The following is an 18,289-nucleotide window of genomic DNA, read 5'->3' on the forward strand; positions in this document are numbered from 1 at the left end:
TTGGCTTGCTCTTTCTTATACGATCATTTACTTTCAAGGTCATGAATAAATAATCCACTTAACAATTTCGGTTCGAACCAAGTCGATTTTGGCGGCAATACTTCTCCACTGTCTGCCACTCGTATCAGTTCAGCGATTTCTGTGGGATACATGGAAAAAGCTACTGTAAATGATCCTTCATCTACCGCATCACTCAACGCTTGCAATCCTCTAATTCCACCAATAAAATCAATTCGTTTATCTGTTCGGATATCTTTTATATCAAACAATGGCGTCAATACATGCTCTTGTAAAAGCGAAACATCTAACCCTTTTACAGGGTGATTTGAAATAAAGGCTGGCTTGACAGTTAATTTATACCATGCACCTTTCAAGTACATTCCAATTGTTTTTGCTTGTTCAGGTTTGTAGCTGCCCAACACTTTTTCGACTTCAAATTTTTCAGCTAATTGCTCTAGAAAATTTTCTTCGATTACTCCATTGACTACTCGATTATAATCTAAAATGGCTAATTGTGATGCTGGAAAAAGAACGGCTAGAAAATAATTAAATTCTGCATCTTCCGGTGCATCTGGATGACTTTCTTTTCTTTTTAATGCTACTTTCACAGCTGACTCTGTTCGGTGGTGTCCATCAGCAATATATAATTCAGCTACATTTTTTTCAAATAAATTTTTCAATTGCGCTATAACTGCCTTTTGATCAATGATCCATACCTTGTGTTCTACAGCATGAAAACTCGAAAAATCATAAATAGGATCGTTTTCGGTCACCCATTGTTCAATTAACGTATCGATTGACTCTTGATCGCGGTACGTTAAAAAAATTGGACTTGTATTTGCATCAGCCGCATCAACATGTCGAATCCGATCCACTTCTTTTTCTTCACGCGTAAATTCATGTTTTTTAATTGTTTTCTCTTGGTAATCTTTGATAGATGCACAAACAACTAATCCCATCTGTGAACGTCCATTCATTGTCAGTTGATAGAGATAGAACTGTTCTTCATCATCTTGCACTAGCCAATCTTTTTTCAAAAAATCTTTTAAGTTACTGGCAGCTTTTTGATACACTTCTTCCGCATAAGGAGAATTTTCTTTTGCCAAATCAATTTCTGATTTATCAATGTGTAAAAAAGATTTTTCATTTTGAATGCCCAGTTCACGAGCTTCAGCTGTATTTAGCACATCATAAGGAAGAGAAGCAATATCTTTTACATACTCTCGTGCTGGTCGAATAGCTTTAAACGGTTTAATCTTAACCATATTTTCTCCTCCTATTTACCATTATCATTTTTGATCACTCGAACACTTAAAATCCCTTCGACATCTTGGATTCTTTTAACGATCAGTGCTAATTTTTCAGCGGGAATAAACTCAATATCAATCAACGTATACGCATAGTCTCCGCGACTTTTATTCATAATGTTCACGATATTCACGCTGTATTCAGCTAAACCAATTGACATCTGTGCGACCATATTCGTGACATTACGATTGATGACTGCTAAACGAAGCGGCGAATTAAGAGCCATTTCTACAGTTGGAAAATTAACTGAATGAACAATATTACCGGTCTCTAAAAAATATTTCAATGTTTTTGAAGCCATTTTAGCACAATTGATTTCGGCTTCTGCTGTTGATGCCCCTAAATGCGGTAAGACAACAGCATTGTCCAATTCAATTAGGCGTTCGTCAGCAAAATCGGTCAAATAACTTTTCAACTGACCTTTTTCAAGTGCAGCAATGACTGCATCTAAGTCAACCAGTTCTCCACGTGCAAAGTTCAATAAAACAGCTTCTCTTTTTACTAACGCTAATTTATCTGCACTGATCATTGCTCTGGTTGATTCCATCAGTGGTACATGAACCGTGATATAATCAGATGTTTTTAACACTTCTTCAATAGTTAACACTCGCTTGACCCGGCTAGAAATACTCCATGCAGTATCAACTGACACATACGGATCATACCCTACCACTTCCATTCCCAAACGGTAAGCATCATTTGCGACCATCGCGCCAATTGACCCTAATCCTATAACCCCTAACTGTTTTCCAGCCAATTCGCTCCCGACAAAGCGGTTTTTTTCTGCTTCTACTTTTTTATCTACATCTGGGCCTTTGAGCGTTTTCACCCACTCCACACCTTCAATAATTGGGCGAACCGCTAATAGTAGACTAGCTAAGATCAATTCTTTCACTGCATTTGCATTAGCTCCCGGGGTGTTAAAAACAACTACCCCTTTTTCAGAACATTCATTTACGGGAATACTATTCGTTCCTGCACCCGCACGTGCGATGGCTTTTAGATCGCTAGGAAACACCATACCGTGCAAATTTTGACTTCTTAGTACGATTCCATCTGGGTTTTCCGTTTTATTTAACTGGTAATGTTCAGGTTCAAATTTTTTTAATCCTTCATCGGCTATTGCATTATACGTTTTGATTGCATACATCTTGCTAGTCCCCTTCCACTTTCGCTTCAAATTCTTTCATAAAATTAATTAATTCTTCTACACCTTCTAAAGGAAAGGCATTATATAAACTAGCGCGCATCCCACCTACAGAACGATGCCCTTTTAAATTAATCATCCCTTTATTTTCTGCTTGTTTAATAAATAATTTGTCCATTTCTGCATCTCCCGTAACAAATGGGATATTGGTTAAAGAACGTGACCCTTTATCAACCGGTGAACGATATAGTTTTGATGCTTCAATTGTTTCATAAAGCATAGCGGCTTTCTTTCGATTTAATTTTTCAATTTCCGCAACGCCACCTAATTCTTGAAGCCATTCAAACATTAATTTAGCTGCATAAATAGCAAATGTTGGTGGAGTGTTGTACATTGAACCATTATCTGCTTGCACTTTGTAGTCTAGCATTGCCGGTAAATTTTCTTTTAGACCGATTAAATCTTTGCGCAAAATCACAACTGTTAAGCCAGAAGGTCCTATATTTTTTTGAGCTCCAGCATAGATCAAACCAAAATCCGATACCTTGTAGCTGCTTGATAAAATATTTGAAGACATATCCGCTACTAGTGGTACATCTCCACTAGTTGGAACATCAAGAAAAGCTGTGCCTTCAATTGTGTTATTCGTTGTGATATGCACATAATCAAATGTTTCATCGACTAGGGGTACTACAGGATTTTTGGAAAATTGATTCTCTTTTGAGCTAGCGATAACTTCTACCGTTAGACCGTTAATTTTTTCAGCTTCTTCAATCGCTTTTTGCGACCAACTTCCAGTATTGACGTATGCAACTTTAGCTTTCCCTAAATTCATTGGCAGCATGGTAAACTGCAAACTCGCTCCGCCTTGTAAAAACAACACTTCATAATTTGAAGGAATATCCATCAATTCACGTAATAATGATTCAGCGTCATTCAAAATAGATTGAAATAAGGATGACCGATGGCTTAATTCCATAACTGACATACCACTGTCTTGATACGATAACAGCTCTTTTTGAATTTTTTGTAATACAGTCACCGGCATAACAGCTGGTCCTGCTGAGAAATTATACACACGATCCATTTTAATCCACTCCTAATAATATACCGATTAAGCTAATCGGATTTTAATAAACTTCTTTTTTTATTATACCAGTATTTTCGTATTTAAACAGGCAAACTTATTCTTTTTTACAAAAGTATACAAAAAAGAGGAGCCGATATATCAGCCCCTCTTGCTTATCTAATTCAGATTCTAAACTATATTCAGAAAAAAATTAGAGCATTTTTTCTTTTTTCAACAAATCCATCATGTGAACCTTATTGTCTGCTACTACTTTACGAATCTCTAAATTGATTCCTTTATCATTTAAATACTTCAAGTCTTCTATATCTTGACTATTTACTGCTACAGCATTTGTAATCATTTTTTTACCACCTGAAAAACTCATGCCTCCAATATTGATAGAGTCAAGAATTACTCCGCCTTCCACTACTCTTCTTACATCATGTGGACTTGTAAACAACAACATTGATTTAAAACTATCGAATTTTGGATCATTAAATATTGAGATCATTTTATCAATAGTAATGACATTTACAATAATTCCTGGAGGAGAGGCCTGTTTTAACAACGTTTTTCTCAATATGTCTTTTGCTACCTCATCACTGACCACTAAAATACGGTTTACTTTTGTTACTTTCGCCCATACCGTTGCAACCTGACCATGAATCAAACGATCATCAATACGAGCTAAACGAATTTCCATTGACATTTTCACTCATTCTCCTTTTACACATTGCAACAAATTAGATAGATAGACTGATCGATTTCAACCCTAAATCGTTTCATTTTGTACATCAACTATTTTAACAATATAAAACGATTCTGATTCTGGAATACTCATATTTAATTTTGATTCAAGCACTAAATTAGCTTCTTTTATCGCTTGATAATAAATAGAGTTTTTATCAATGGCTTCATCTGGCTGATTGAGTGGATCTTTAAATAAAACTCGTTCAATCACTCCAGCCATGTGCATCAACAACCCTATTTGAACACTGTTGCTGAGTGTTGTATTTAATTTTTCTTCAATAAATTCTGTGTAATCCCATAATATATTAATAAATTTACGGGGATTTAAGAAGGTAAAGTAAGTAGCTAAATACTCTTCACAAAGCTGCTTTGTGTCCATTGACTTAGCGTAGTTTCCTTCAAGATATTGCTGTGCTAGAATGACTTGTTTAACTTTTTCATCTCCAGAAGTTTGAAATAACTCTTCTAAAGAAAGATGTGGAACCTCTAAAGTTGTCTTTTGAACACCTGCAGTTGCTAACACATGATACTCTTGAGCAATTTTTGAAACTTCTTCTTCCAATCCGACTAAAGAGACAGAAAAAACTTCAATTGTCTCATCAATAAAAGTTTCTAATACACTTTCTACACGTTGTTTTATTCGGATAGCGGTTCCTTCACCTGTTGAACAAATGGTAATAATGGCCTTTGGTTTATTGATTTCTTGCTGTTGAAACACAGGAGAAAGAGCTGTTTTTTCCTCAGGAAGATTGCTGTATCCTCTAAAGTTTTTCAAAGACCAGTAAACTTCATCTAATTGGTTATCCATTAAAGATGTTTTACGCGCAGCTTCCAATACAAGCGGAGTCGTCACCATATCTAACATTTGGACAGCAATATCCGTTTCTCTCATCGCTTTTATGCCAAAAGTAGTTAATGAGCCCATATCGACTAACAACAGCACCCCTTTACCTTCGTTTACATTTCGAATAGCTTCAAGAACCAGTTTATAGGCTTGTTGCGGACTCATTTCCAGAGGCATATCAACAGCTTCAATATTTTTAACATCTAACAATTTTGATACTACTTGCACCATACTCGTAGCTGTTGAGCGACCGTGTGCTGCAACGACTATTCCAACATCTCCCAAATTATTTGGATCTTTTAAAGACACTAATAACATCGTTAAGTACCAACACTCTACTTCTGGCACAATAATTTGATAATTTTCTTTCATATGATCCTTAATCATAATGGCTACTTCATATTCTTTTTGATAATTTAAAATTATTTTATCTAATTCACTATTTTGTTTTATTTGCACAAAGCCTTCTTTAGACCGCTTGATAAATGAACTGAGATGAAGACTCATGGCATATAAAAAGTTTTGTTTAAACTTATAACCTAGATGTTCTTCCGCCATTTTCCATACTTCTTTTGTTAAAGTTATGACTTCTTGTTCAACAATATCTCTTAAGTTGTGTTCATTATTTGGAATCAATTGATTGGTTTTATAAAAGGATTTCAGATGAAGATTGATATCAGTCGTGATAAAATTTTCGATGTCTTCTTGTGTTAGCCCTTCATCTTTTAGCATCACGGCTTTATCTCCAATAATCTCATATAAATTAAACGGCAATTCATAAGAATCTTTGTCTAAAATATAAACCGAATCTTTTGGCTGAATTATCATACGTGGTTCAAGATAATTGGAGATTTCATTTAATTCATCTCGATTTCTTGCAATATTGATTAGTCCTTCTTGTAATTCTCCTGTTAAACCATCCATATTGATCAACATTTCTTCGTTATTATCCATACTATTCAAAAAGGCTTTGGCACAAGCTAATTGGATGCTGGATTTTAATTGTCCAATATTTCCATAAGTGACACTTCCAAGCAATGCCTTGACGACGTCTTCTTCTACAACAATTCGTTTGTCGATTCGTTTTGCTTCAATAGAAAGCAATAATTTAAGCAATTGTACACGTTCACTAGCAGGACGATCATTAAAAGCTGGCAATTGAATGGTAACGGGAATACGTCTTACAAATGTTTTTAGCAAAGTCGAATTTGGATCTTCAGTTGTTGCACAAATAATTCTAACCTTGGCTGAATACCGTTTATCCGTTTCCCCCATTGGTTGAAACGTTCCTGTATCCATAAAATAAAAGAGCATTTCTTGTCCTTCAGGAGGCAATCGGTGAATCTCATCTAGAAATAACATATTATTGTCAGCTTTAAGCAATAAGCCTTCTTTTGCTTCTGTAGCTCCTGTATAGGCCCCTTTAGCATGTCCAAACAAATGAGACATCAACAATTGCGGATTTTGCGAATAGTCCGCACAGTTAAAGATGATCATTGATTGATTTGGTTCAATGATTCCTTTGTCTTGCGAATATTGATACATCGCATTCGCAAAAAAAGTTTTCCCAGAGCCCGTTGGACCAATTACTAAGCTGTTTAAGCCTTTAGGTGGATAAAAAATAGCTGCTTTTGCTTGCTCCATCTGGTTTTTCAAACTACCATTTGAGCCAATCATGTATTCAAATAAATTATGATCATTTTTTCTAGTATCTTCTTGTTGTTCTATTGTGGGTTCTTTTTTTATCAAGGTTTCATCTTTATAGGATTTTACAACTTTCGATAACGGCTTCCATTTTAAGCAACCACTGTCAATATATCGCACAGGTCTTCCTTCAAGTTTCGCTATCTTTCCTTCGCGAACTAAAAGATTCAACTCTTTACTTACATTATTGCGAATGATATTTAGCGCCTCAGAAATTTCAATAGTTGTCATTCCTGATCCGAATTCTATTTCATCACTAGTAAGGTTTTCAGTATGATTTTTTACAAACTGATAAACTAAATCTTTTCTTTTCATTTAGCTACCTGCTTTCTTTTAGTCTTAATCGCTTACAGTCTATCACAAATAAACGGCTTTGTATCCTAATATTTGATACAGTAAAATTTGTGTATCAAATCTGGTGTTAATGTTCATTTTTTGTTCACAACCACAAGTGATTTTTTTGGGCTCTATACTTTTTAGTGTTGATAGATGAATTTAGTTCATGCTTCACACTTCTGGAGGAATAGGATTGCTTGTCGCCCTGTAGAAAAATGAAAGGGTAGCACTGTGGGCACTCATGCCCAAGTCTATCATGTTTGTAAGCAGCTGAAGCAGCAACAACCATGACAACTTTAGGCTTAAGACGGTACCAGGGCTCTTACAAGCAAATACGTCTATTCCGAAAGAATTTTTAGAAGCAGCTACATCATTTAAAGAAAAGAGAAAAAAACACTTCATTAGTTGCGTTGCCTCAACTAATGAAGTGTTTCTCTATTCAAGAATTTAGTTTAACTTAAATTCTTATTTGTTTTTTAGGTTGTAGAAAGCTTTTTTGCCTTCGTATACAGCTAAATCGCCTAATTGATCTTCGATACGTAACAATTGGTTGTATTTTGCAATACGGTCAGTACGTGAAAGAGAACCAGTTTTGATTTGTCCAGCATTTGTAGCAACTGAGATATCAGCAATTGTTGAATCTTCAGTTTCACCAGAACGGTGAGAAATTACTGCAGTGTAACCAGCTTTTTTAGCCATTTCGATAGCGTCAAAAGTTTCAGTTAATGAACCAATTTGGTTAACTTTGATAAGAATAGAGTTTGCTACTCCCATTTCGATTGCTTTAGATAATTTTTCAGTGTTTGTAACGAATAGATCGTCACCAACGATTTGAACTTTATCGCCTAAAACTTCAGTTAATTTTTTAGTACCTTCCCAGTCATTTTCATCTAATCCATCTTCGATAGAAATAATTGGGTATTTTTCAACTAAGTTTTTGTAGATTTCGATCATTTCATCAGCAGTTTTTTCACCTTCGCCTGAATCAGCTAAGTCATAAACACCTTTTTCACTGTTGTAGAATTCTGATGAAGCAGCATCCATTGCAAGCATAACGTCTTCACCTGGTTTGTAACCAGCTTTTTCGATAGCTTCGATGATAACTTCAAATCCTTCTTCGTTAGAACTTAGGTTAGGAGCGAATCCACCTTCGTCACCAACTGAAGTAGCTAAACCTTTTGCTTTTAAGATTCCAGCTAATGCGTGGAATACTTCAGCACCCATACGTAAAGCTTCTTTGAATGAAGGAGCTCCTACAGGCATGATCATGAATTCTTGGAAGTCAATGCTGTTATCAGCATGTGATCCACCATTGATGATGTTCATCATAGGAGTTGGCAATACTTTAGTATTGAATCCACCTAGGTATTGGTATAAAGGAACATCTAGGTAATCAGCAGCAGCACGAGCTACAGCGATTGAAACACCTAAAATAGCGTTAGCGCCTAATTTAGATTTGTTAGGAGTTCCGTCTAATTCGATCATTGTTTTGTCAATTGCCATTTGATCGCGAACGTCAAATCCAATAAGAGCTTCAGAAATAACGTTGTTCACGTTTTCTACTGCTTTTAAAACACCTTTTCCAAGGTAACGAGATTTGTCTCCGTCACGTAATTCAATTGCTTCGTGTTCTCCTGTTGAAGCTCCTGATGGTACCATTCCACGGCCAAATGCTCCGCTTTCTGTGTAAACTTCTACTTCGATTGTTGGGTTACCGCGTGAGTCTAATACTTCACGAGCTAAAATATCTGTAATAAATGGCATTTAATTTCTCTCCTTTGAGTATAAAAAATTTTTAGTGCCAGGGCTTTGCCCATAGCTACATTTTAATGAGTTTACTTGCTAAATGCAAACACTTTAAGCATTGTCTAGCAGTTTCTTTTATTAATCTTATTAATGGAAAGAATTTATGCAAAGTCTGCAGCTTTTACATCATTTTCTTTCGCATAATATTTAGTTTAATTTACTTTTGAATTAAAGATACGCCAGTCATTTCAACTGGTTTTTCAATGTTTAGTAAATCTAACATTGTTGGTGCAATATCAGCTAGACGTCCGCCTTCACGTACTGTTGCTCCTTCTTTAGTTACAATTACAGGAACAGGAACAGTTGTATGAGCTGTATGCGGCTTGCCTTCAGGTGTTGTCATTGTATCTGCATTACCGTGATCGGCAAAGATAATAGCATATCCACCTTTAGCAGTAATTGCATCAACTACACGACCTAAGTTTTCATCAACAGCTTCAATCGCTTTGATTGTTGGTTCAAGCATACCTGAGTGTCCAACCATATCCGGGTTAGCAAAGTTTAAGATAATTGCATCATGTTTATCCGCTTCAATATCTGCCACTAAAGCATCCGTTACTTCATAAGCACTCATTTCAGGTTTCAAGTCATATGTTTCCACTTTTGGAGATGGAATTAAGATACGATTTTCACCTGGAAATTCTTCATTACGTCCACCATTCATAAAGAAGGTAACATGTGGATACTTTTCAGTTTCCGCAATACGCAATTGAGATAACCCTTCATTTGAAAGAACTTCGCCAATAACATTTTTCAAGGCTACTGGTGGGAATGCTATTTCAGCTTTGATACTTGGGTTATACATTGTCATCGTAACAAGTTTAAGATTTTGTGCTCTTTGTCCACGATCAAAGAATGTCCATTCATCATCAGTAATAGCATTTGATAATTGAATTGCACGATCCGGACGGAAGTTGAAGAAAATAATAGAATCATTATCTTGTAAAGTTGCTACAGGTTTTCCGTCTTTTTCAATAACGGTTGGCATAACAAACTCGTCAAATTTTTCTTTGTCGTAGCTTGCTTGAACAGCAGCTAGTGCACTAGTTGCTTTTTCGCCTTCGCCATGAGCAATAGCATTATAAGCTTTTTCTACACGTTCCCAGCGTTTGTCGCGATCCATTGCATAGAAACGACCAGAAATAGTGGCAATTTCACCTGCTCCGATTTCTTTGATTGCTTCTTCTAATTGCTCAACATAGTTGATTCCAGAATTAGGAGAAACATCACGTCCGTCAAGGAAAGCATGAACATAAATGTTCGGAACGCCTTTTTCTTTAGCTGTTTTGATTAATGAAATCAAATGATTGATGTGACTATGCACTCCACCATCTGATAATAATCCAAACAAATGCAAATTAGATTGGTGTTTAATTGTACTATCCATTGCATCGCTTAAAACAGGGTTCGTTTGGAATTCGCCATCTTCAATTGCTTTATCAATACGTGTTAAGCTTTGATATACAATACGTCCAGCTCCAATATTTGTATGTCCTACTTCAGAATTCCCCATTTGACCTACTGGAAGACCAACGTCTAATCCAGAAGCTTTTAATGTACTATGAGGGTATTTTTCTAAAAGACGATCAAAATTTGGTTTTTTAGCTTGAGCTACGGCATTACCCATAACTTCATGACGCCATCCTAATCCATCAAGAATGATAATAGCTACTGGTGCTTTTGTCATTATTTAACAGCCTCCAATAATGCTAAGAACGATTCTGCTTCTAAACTTGCTCCTCCTACTAAAGCTCCATCAATATCTGATTCAGCCATGTATTCAGCAATATTTTCAGGTTTTACACTACCGCCGTATTGAATACGTACCGCATCAGCAGCATCTTGAGAAACTTCTTTTGCAATCGTTTGACGGATAACAGCACAAGTGTCGTTTGCATCTTTAGATGTTGAAGATTTACCAGTTCCGATTGCCCAGATTGGTTCGTATGCAATAACTGATTCAGCTACTTGACCATCTGTTAAACCAGCGATTGCAGCTTTAACTTGACCACTTACCCATTCATTTGTTTCTCCAGCTTCACGTTGTTCTAACGTTTCGCCACAGCAAATAATTGGAACCATACCATTTTTGAAAATAGCATGTGCTTTTTTATTGATTTCTTCATTTGTTTCGTGGAAGAATTCACGACGTTCAGAGTGACCAATGATTACGTAATCAACTCCTAAGTCTCCTAAAGCTACAGGGCTAATTTCGCCTGTAAATGCTCCAGATGCTTCAAAGTGGCTGTTTTGAGCCGCAATTTTCAATTCTGTTCCTTCTGATGCTTTAACTAATGATTGTAAAAATAAAGCAGGAGCTCCAACAACTGAATCTACTTGTTCAGAAGAAGGGATTTTTGTTTTAACTGCTTCAACAAACGCAGCAGCTTCAGCAGCTGTTTTGTTCATTTTCCAGTTACCAGCAATAATTGGTTTACGCATAATTAACTTCCTTTCTCTAATTGAACTAACTTATTTATCTGAAATAGATGCTACGCCTGGAAGTTCTTTACCTTCAAGGTATTCTAATGACGCTCCGCCACCTGTAGAAATGTGTGTGAATTGATCTGCAAAACCTAATTGCATTGCTGCAGCTGCAGAGTCTCCACCACCAATGATAGTCGTTGCATCTGTTAAGTTAGCAATTGCTTCACAGACTCCAACTGTACCTTGAGCAAAGTTAGACATTTCAAAAACACCCATTGGTCCGTTCCATACAACTGTTTTAGCACCTTGTAATTCTTTAGTGAATAATTCAATTGTTTTTGGTCCAATATCAAGACCCATTTGATTAGCTGGTACAGCACCATCATGAATTTCAGTTGGTGTGTCATTGCTGAATTCTGGAGAAGTAACAGAATCAATTGGTAAGACTAATTTGTCTCCGCCTTTTTCAATCAATGTTCTAGCTAACTCAATTTTATCTTCTTCAACTAATGATTTACCAATTTCAATGCCTTTAGCAGCGTAGAAAGTGTAAGTCATTCCGCCTCCGATAAGAACTTTATCTGCTTTACTTAATAGGTTTTCAATAACACCAATTTTATCACTAACTTTTGCTCCACCTAAAATAGCCACAAACGGACGTTTAGGTTCATCAACAGCGCCACCGATAAATTTGATTTCTTTATCCATTAAGAAACCAGCAGCTGATTCAAGATTTGAAGCAACTCCTACGTTAGAAGCATGTGCACGGTGAGCCGTACCAAATGCATCATTAACGAAAACGTCGCCTAAGCTTGCCCAGTATTTGCCAAGTTCAGGATCATTTTTGCTTTCTTTTTTACCATCAACATCTTCAAAACGTGTGTTTTCAAATACTAATACATCTCCAGCATTTAAGCCTTCGATAGCACTTTCTAATTTTTCGCCACGTGTTTCAGGTACAAATGTAACGTCTTTTCCTAATAATTCGCTTAAACGTTCAGCGACTGGACGTAAACTTTTGCCTGCTTTATCTTCTTCAGTTTTTACTTTACCTAAGTGAGAGAATAAAATAACTTTCCCACCTTGTTCAATAACATATTGAATAGTTGGTAATGCTGCTTGAATACGGTTGTCATTAGTAATAACGCCGTCTTTCATTGGAACATTAAAGTCTGCACGTACTAAAACTTTTTTACCTTTTAAGTCTAAATCAGTTACAACTTTTTTCACCATTAAAGATTCCTCCTGTATCGAGCAATTATGTGTAAATACTAATCTTTGAAAAAAGAAAAGCGAGGAAGCGCGCTGCCTCCCCGCTTTTATTATTTTCTATCCTAATTTAAGTTTCTCTTTAAAGATTAACCTAATTTAGCAAAGTATTCTAAAGTACGAATTAATTGTGAAGTGTATGACATTTCGTTATCATACCAAGCAACAGTTTTAACGATTTGTTTGTCACCAACAGTGATAACTTTAGTTTGAGTTGCATCGTATAATGAACCGAATGACATTCCTAAGATATCAGAAGAAACGATTGCATCTTCAGTATATCCGTAAGATTCGTTAGCTGCTGCTTTCATTGCTGCATCTACTTCTTCAGCAGTTACTTTAGTTTTTAATACAGTTTGTAATTCAGTTAATGAACCTGCTGCAACTGGAACACGTTGTGCAGCTCCATCTAATTTACCTTTTAATTCTGGTAATACTTCACCGATTGCTTTAGCAGCACCAGTTGTATTAGGGATAATGTTAGCTGCTGCAGCACGAGCACGACGGAAGTCGCCTTTTGGATGTGGAGCATCTAATGTATTTTGGTCACCTGTGTAAGCGTGGATTGTAGTCATTAATCCTAATTCAATACCAAATTTGTCATTTAGTACTTGAGCCATAGGAGCTAAACAGTTAGTAGTACATGAAGCACCTGAGATAACTGTTTCAGAACCGTCAAGAGTTTCGTGGTTTACATTGTAAACGATTGTTTTCATGTTACCAGTTGCTGGTGCAGAGATAACAACTTTTTTAGCTCCTGCTTTAATGTGTAATTCAGCAGCTTCTTGAGTAGTGAAGAAACCAGTACATTCTAATACGATTTCAACTCCAAGTTCTCCCCATGGAAGTTCTTCTGGGTTACGGTTACTTAAAACTTTGATGTCTTTACCGTTAACAGTAAATGCGCCATCTTTAACTTCAACGTCACCGTTGAAACGTCCTTGTGTTGTATCATATTTTAATAAGTGAGCTAGCATTTTTGGATCTGTTAAGTCGTTAACTGCTACCACTTCAATACCTTCTAATTCTTGAATACGACGGAATGCAAAACGACCAATACGTCCAAAACCGTTAATACCTACTTTAACTGTCATAAATAGATTTCCTCCTTTAGGAATCGTACAATATATTTATTTTAAAGGGTTATCCCTGTTAAAATCTCGTTAGCAGCACCCTCATCTGTGATGAGCCACGTATGGCGAGGTGCGTTTTTCATATGAGCTTCAATTGCTTCTGCTTTAGATTTACCGCCAGCTATCGCAATCACACTAGCAATATTTGCTAAGTTATTTGATTGCATCCCAATGCGTGGTATTTTATAAACCACTTCACCAGACTGATTGTAAAATTCTCCAAAGGCTTCCCCAACTGCAGCTTTATTTTTAATCAGAGCTAGAACTTCTTCGTTCATCCCTCTGCGTTCTGCCATATGCATAGCTTCTCCTATGCCATATAAAACACAATTGGCATCATCGACCATTTTAAGGGTCTTTTTTATACCAGGTTCTTGTAAAAGTGGTTTATATGTTTCTTCACTTACTTGTTCTGGAACATAGAGAACCCGATTTTCGCCACCAGTTTTTTGTGCCATTAAAGCGCTAATGGAATTCGCTTGAATATCCACCGATTCGCCTAAACCGCCTCTAGCTGGAACAAAAATCAACTTTCTTTTTCTCGAGAGAGTTTCATTCATTTGATTTGCTACTTCTGCCATAGTTGTACCGCCCATTACAGCAACAATATTGTTTCCTTCTGGGAGTAAAAAATCTAGAGCTTCTAATGTAGCATGACCTATTTCCTCACGCAGTTTAACCTGTTCATCTACGTTACCTGAAATGATCACACAATGTTCAATCTCCAAATAAGATGCAAGTTGTTTTTCTTTCTCTTTCATCCCCAATAGTTGACCCATTAATTGATCTAATTGGTGATAAATGGATTCGCCTTTTTCAGTCAATTCCATTCCCATTTTTGAAGTTTTTATTAATCCTTGCTTCTTTAATCCTTCTGATTCTGTACGAAGAACACGTTCTGTAATTCCCATACGATCAGCTAAAACTCTTCTGCCGACTGGACCCATTAAAAAGACATTGCGCAAAATGTGGTAACGATTTTGAAGTGTATACATGATATCTGGAATGACTTCTTCAACAACTGATAATACATTTTGCATAAGCGACCTCTTTCCACGTTGGACGCTTTGTGACCGCGTTAGTCGTTCGGCGACCCTTGTTACTTAAAAAAACAAGAGATACGAAATGAAAAACAAACTATCAGTTTCCTGTTGCTGTTTTCTTATCATTCTTCAATAGCATTTAAATTAACACTATTACCATCTCTCACATCAATGATTGTACCAGTTAACTCCTTAAATTTCAACTATTATGTTTCTAAATCTTACATTAACTACTATATAAGTAATTTGATCTTTGCACTTTTATTTAATTAAATACGTGCTTCAATCAAATCTTTAAGTTCTTGTGGTGTAATGTGTTCATCAAAGATTTCTTTTTCAATAAAGACGGTAGGAACAAATACAACTTTTGCTTCATTGGCTTCTTCTACAATGCCTTGGGCTGCCATTTCATTTGATTGTAAAGATAGTCCTCTTTTTTCTTCGGCATACTCTGCAATTGCATCAAAATCTCCTAGATTTCCCCATTCATCCTGATGTGCGAAAAAATAATCTATTTCTTCAAGCGCTTTTTCGGGATTGGTATAATCTAAATAACGATGAAGAACATTTCCTTTTTTCAAACTTGGCTTTTCTTTATCAAAATGTTTAATGACTCGTTGGACTTTCCCTGCTGAAACGTACTCTGCTAATAAGTCTTTTGAGTCTTCATACCACATTTTGCAATACGGACATTTCAAATTAATAAATTCAATTACTTTAACGGGAGCGTCCTCGCTTCCAATTTTAATTCCAATGGTTGTATTTACTTTTTCTGCTTTAATCGTACTTATGTCCATTAATTTAAAACCTCCTTTATTTTACTAACTAAATTTATTATACCGCTAATTTTAATGCGATTAAACGTTTTAGCCTTATTATTTCTTTTCTACTAAAGAAATAATAAGGTGTTTGGTAGATGCTATTGATTCATCTACATAAAATTCCAAACAAAAAAAGAGACTGATTTCTCAGTCCCTTTTTCATTTCTACTCAGTTTATTAGCTTAAAGATGAGTTGTTTTCCATAATTTCGTCAATCAAACCATATGCTTTTGCATCTTCTGCAGACATGTAGTTATCACGATCTGTATCACGTTGGATAACTTCAATTGGTTGACCTGTACGTTCTGACAAAATTTTATTTAAACGCTCACGTGTTTTCAAAATATGACGAGCAGCAATTTCGATTTCTGTCGCTTGTCCTTGTGATCCGCCTGATGGTTGGTGAATCATGATTTCAGCATTTGGCAAAGCATAACGTTTGCCTTTAGTACCAGCTGTTAATAAGAAACTTCCCATTGAAGCAGCCATTCCCATTGCTATCGTTTGTACATCTGCTTTAATAAAGTTCATTGTATCAAAAATAGCTAATCCAGCTGTTACACTTCCACCTGGAGAATTGATGTAAATATAAATATCTTTTTCAGAATCTTGTGCGTCTAAAAATAAAAGCTGAGCGATTACAGCATTTGCTAAATCATCGTCTACTGGACCACTTAACATAATAATACGGTCTTTTAAAAGACGAGAATAGATATCATAAGCACGTTCACCTCTTGATGACTGTTCGATTACTGTAGGGATTAAGTTCATAATTTTGCTTCCTCCTCAAATATACATTTCTTTATTGTGTAAATAATTTATCTACTTATTAAGTTACTACTTGTATTTTACTTCATTGGTCAATAAAGGTCAATTTTTTTGTTCGTTGTTTTTTCCAACTAAACGGTCTTTATTAATCCTTAATTTACCGATTGATAAAACAAGTATAACACAAAAAATAATTCAAAAAATTTAAATGAATAGAACAGCTTTTGCTATTCGCCCAGAATATCCTTGTTGTTTTCTTCGAATTCATCAAGTAAGATTCGTGCTTCATTCGTTGTCTCTGATTCCATTAACTGCACTCTTAAATCACTCGCTCCGCGAATACCTCGGACGTATATCTTAAAGAAGCGACGAAGAGGTCTAAATGAGCGTGGTTCATCAACTGTATATTTATCAAAAAGATCTAAATGCAATCTAAAAAGTTCCAACAGCTCTTTACTGCTATGTTCTCTCGGTTCTTTTTCAAATGCATAAGGATTTTGGAAGATACCTCTCCCAATCATAACTCCATCTACACCATATTCCTCAACCAACTTCAATCCCGTTTCGCGGTCTGGAATATCTCCGTTAATTGTCAACAGCGTTTGCGGTGCAATTTCATCTCGTAATTTTTTAACTTCTGAAATCATTTCCCAATGAGCAGCACCTTTACTCATTTCTTTTCTTGTCCGCAAATGGATAGAAAGATTCGCAATATCTTGTTCAAAAATATGTGTCAACCAATCACGCCATTCCTCGATATTTGTATATCCAAGGCGCGTCTTAACACTTACCGGCAAGCCGCCTGCTTTTGCTGCTTGAATTAACTCAGCAGCTACTTCTGAACGACGAATAAGGCCACTGCCTTTTCCTTTTCCAGCTACATTTGGTACCGGACAACCCATATTGATATCGATTCCTTTAAAACCTTCTTCTGCCATGCCAATACTCATTTGTCGGAAGTATTTTGGTTCGTCTCCCCATATATGAGCTACTAGTGGTTGTTCATCTTCAGTGAAAGTTAAACGCCCACGTACACTATCGCGTCCATCTGGATGACAATAACTAACGGTATTTGTAAATTCGGTAAAGAATACATCCGGTCTAGCTGCTTCACTGACTACATGTCGAAAAACAACATCCGTAACATCTTCCATCGGTGCCAATATAAAAAACGGACGTGGCAAATCTTGCCAAAAATTTTCTTTCATTTTTAATAATCGATCCTCTCATAACGGGACTTTAGGTCACACCTTCATCCCAAACTAAAAATACAAAAACTATCTAACTTCTAACTGACGCTTTTTTCAACATCTGGAATTATACATTTATTTATAAAATAAGTCCAATTCAACTCATCTAGTTTTTGCCCCATGTGTTTTTTACTATCTCACAGGCTTACTGATTTAATTGACTCTATACTTTTTAGTGTGGATAGATAAATTTAGTTCATGCTTAACATTCTGGAGGAATAGGATTGCTTGTAGCCCTGTGAAGTATTCAATGCGAATTACATCGCTTTAACGCTTTAGCGTTTAAGCGGTGTTTGAGGCTTGAAAGTTCTTAAGACTTTAGACTTAAGACGGTACCAGGGCTCTTACAAGCAAATCCGTCTATTCCGAAAGAATTTTTTGAAGCAGCCACACTATTTGACGAAGAGCCATTTAATTAAACAAAGAGAACGCCAATTGTCTAGTGAAATACGAAACCCTAAACAATGAACGTTCTCTTAGTTATTGTGTGACATCTGTTTTAAAAAGTTGTTAATCTAGTCTAGTTAGGCATTTTTATGCCCCCTGAGGGAATCGAACCCCCATTTCAAGAATCGGAATCTTACGTGATATCCATTACACTAAGGGGACCACTA

14 protein-coding genes and 1 tRNA gene are annotated in these 18,289 nt (G+C 36.1%); all 15 read right to left on the minus strand.

Features of this window, described 5'->3' with window-relative positions:
* Positions 1-23 precede the first annotated feature (23 nt).
* The 15 genes from BP18_RS06910 to BP18_RS06980 all read right to left on the minus strand — a co-directional run bounded on the left by BP18_RS06910 (position 24) and on the right by BP18_RS06980 (position 18,284).
* Positions 24-1,265 (minus strand): DUF1015 domain-containing protein, encoded by a 1,242-nt coding sequence (locus BP18_RS06910; protein ID WP_007721466.1) that lies wholly within the window; start codon positions 1,263-1,265, stop codon positions 24-26.
* A gap of 11 nt (positions 1,266-1,276) precedes the next feature.
* Entirely contained in the window at positions 1,277-2,458 is a 1,182-nt protein-coding gene (locus BP18_RS06915) for a 3-phosphoglycerate dehydrogenase family protein (RefSeq protein ID WP_035050517.1), read from the minus strand.
* A 4-nt stretch (positions 2,459-2,462) separates the two neighbouring features.
* Positions 2,463-3,542, minus strand: a complete 1,080-nt coding sequence (gene serC, locus BP18_RS06920; RefSeq protein WP_029278409.1) for a 3-phosphoserine/phosphohydroxythreonine transaminase — start codon at positions 3,540-3,542, stop codon at positions 2,463-2,465.
* 193 nt (positions 3,543-3,735) lie between these two features.
* Positions 3,736-4,233: a mannose/fructose/sorbose PTS transporter subunit IIB gene (locus tag BP18_RS06925; protein WP_007721473.1), complete on the minus strand. Its 498-nt coding sequence runs from the start codon at positions 4,231-4,233 to the stop codon at positions 3,736-3,738.
* 63 nt (positions 4,234-4,296) lie between these two features.
* Positions 4,297-7,137 (minus strand): sigma 54-interacting transcriptional regulator, encoded by a 2,841-nt coding sequence (locus BP18_RS06930; protein WP_007721476.1) that lies wholly within the window; start codon positions 7,135-7,137, stop codon positions 4,297-4,299.
* 486 nt (positions 7,138-7,623) lie between these two features.
* On the minus strand, positions 7,624-8,922 hold the full coding sequence (gene eno / locus BP18_RS06935; RefSeq protein ID WP_007721480.1) for a phosphopyruvate hydratase: 1,299 nt from the start codon (positions 8,920-8,922) through the stop codon (positions 7,624-7,626).
* Positions 8,923-9,121: 199 nt separating this feature from the next.
* The gene (gpmI, locus tag BP18_RS06940; protein ID WP_007721482.1) at positions 9,122-10,651 is read right to left on the minus strand and encodes a 2,3-bisphosphoglycerate-independent phosphoglycerate mutase; all 1,530 of its coding nucleotides are present in this window, start codon (positions 10,649-10,651) and stop codon (positions 9,122-9,124) included.
* Positions 10,651-11,406, minus strand: coding sequence for a triose-phosphate isomerase (gene tpiA / locus BP18_RS06945; RefSeq protein WP_007721484.1), 756 nt, complete (start codon positions 11,404-11,406; stop codon positions 10,651-10,653). The genes gpmI and tpiA overlap by 1 nt, the downstream gene beginning before the upstream one ends.
* Positions 11,407-11,436: 30 nt before the next feature.
* Complete coding sequence (locus BP18_RS06950) at positions 11,437-12,624, minus strand: phosphoglycerate kinase (RefSeq protein WP_029277631.1); 1,188 nt, start codon at positions 12,622-12,624, stop codon at positions 11,437-11,439.
* Positions 12,625-12,749: 125 nt separating this feature from the next.
* The gene (gene gap, locus BP18_RS06955; protein WP_035050519.1) at positions 12,750-13,754 is read right to left on the minus strand and encodes a type I glyceraldehyde-3-phosphate dehydrogenase; all 1,005 of its coding nucleotides are present in this window, start codon (positions 13,752-13,754) and stop codon (positions 12,750-12,752) included.
* Positions 13,755-13,795: 41 nt separating this feature from the next.
* On the minus strand, positions 13,796-14,833 hold the full coding sequence (locus BP18_RS06960; protein ID WP_007721492.1) for a sugar-binding transcriptional regulator: 1,038 nt from the start codon (positions 14,831-14,833) through the stop codon (positions 13,796-13,798).
* 272 nt (positions 14,834-15,105) lie between these two features.
* Positions 15,106-15,633, minus strand: coding sequence for a DsbA family protein (locus BP18_RS06965; RefSeq protein ID WP_007721494.1), 528 nt, complete (start codon positions 15,631-15,633; stop codon positions 15,106-15,108).
* A 201-nt stretch (positions 15,634-15,834) separates the two neighbouring features.
* Positions 15,835-16,428, minus strand: a complete 594-nt coding sequence (gene clpP / locus BP18_RS06970; protein WP_007721495.1) for an ATP-dependent Clp endopeptidase proteolytic subunit ClpP — start codon at positions 16,426-16,428, stop codon at positions 15,835-15,837.
* 224 nt (positions 16,429-16,652) lie between these two features.
* The gene (locus tag BP18_RS06975) at positions 16,653-17,633 is read right to left on the minus strand and encodes a tRNA dihydrouridine synthase (protein WP_007721498.1); all 981 of its coding nucleotides are present in this window, start codon (positions 17,631-17,633) and stop codon (positions 16,653-16,655) included.
* Positions 17,634-18,212: 579 nt separating this feature from the next.
* Positions 18,213-18,284, minus strand: a tRNA-Arg gene (locus BP18_RS06980).
* Between the last annotated feature and the right edge of the window lie 5 nt (positions 18,285-18,289).

The organism is Carnobacterium jeotgali MS3 (assembly GCF_000745125.1).
GTDB classification, from domain to species: domain Bacteria; phylum Bacillota; class Bacilli; order Lactobacillales; family Carnobacteriaceae; genus Carnobacterium_B; species Carnobacterium_B jeotgali.

What these genes read in the sequence shown, in the direction of transcription:
- BP18_RS06950 (WP_029277631.1), bottom strand. Translation starts at nt 12,624, where the DNA reads ATGGTGAAAAAAGTTGTAACTGATTTAGACTTAAAAGGTAAAAAAGTT.
- BP18_RS06925 (WP_007721473.1), bottom strand. Translation starts at nt 4,233, where the DNA reads ATGTCAATGGAAATTCGTTTAGCTCGTATTGATGATCGTTTGATTCAT.
- gap (WP_035050519.1), bottom strand. Translation starts at nt 13,754, where the DNA reads ATGACAGTTAAAGTAGGTATTAACGGTTTTGGACGTATTGGTCGTTTT.
- serC (WP_029278409.1), bottom strand. Translation starts at nt 3,542, where the DNA reads ATGGATCGTGTGTATAATTTCTCAGCAGGACCAGCTGTTATGCCGGTG.
- tpiA (WP_007721484.1), bottom strand. Translation starts at nt 11,406, where the DNA reads ATGCGTAAACCAATTATTGCTGGTAACTGGAAAATGAACAAAACAGCT.
- BP18_RS06960 (WP_007721492.1), bottom strand. Translation starts at nt 14,833, where the DNA reads ATGCAAAATGTATTATCAGTTGTTGAAGAAGTCATTCCAGATATCATG.
- BP18_RS06975 (WP_007721498.1), bottom strand. Translation starts at nt 17,633, where the DNA reads ATGAAAGAAAATTTTTGGCAAGATTTGCCACGTCCGTTTTTTATATTG.
- BP18_RS06930 (WP_007721476.1), bottom strand. Translation starts at nt 7,137, where the DNA reads ATGAAAAGAAAAGATTTAGTTTATCAGTTTGTAAAAAATCATACTGAA.
- clpP (WP_007721495.1), bottom strand. Translation starts at nt 16,428, where the DNA reads ATGAACTTAATCCCTACAGTAATCGAACAGTCATCAAGAGGTGAACGT.
- BP18_RS06915 (WP_035050517.1), bottom strand. Translation starts at nt 2,458, where the DNA reads ATGTATGCAATCAAAACGTATAATGCAATAGCCGATGAAGGATTAAAA.
- eno (WP_007721480.1), bottom strand. Translation starts at nt 8,922, where the DNA reads ATGCCATTTATTACAGATATTTTAGCTCGTGAAGTATTAGACTCACGC.
- gpmI (WP_007721482.1), bottom strand. Translation starts at nt 10,651, where the DNA reads ATGACAAAAGCACCAGTAGCTATTATCATTCTTGATGGATTAGGATGG.
- BP18_RS06965 (WP_007721494.1), bottom strand. Translation starts at nt 15,633, where the DNA reads ATGGACATAAGTACGATTAAAGCAGAAAAAGTAAATACAACCATTGGA.
- BP18_RS06910 (WP_007721466.1), bottom strand. Translation starts at nt 1,265, where the DNA reads ATGGTTAAGATTAAACCGTTTAAAGCTATTCGACCAGCACGAGAGTAT.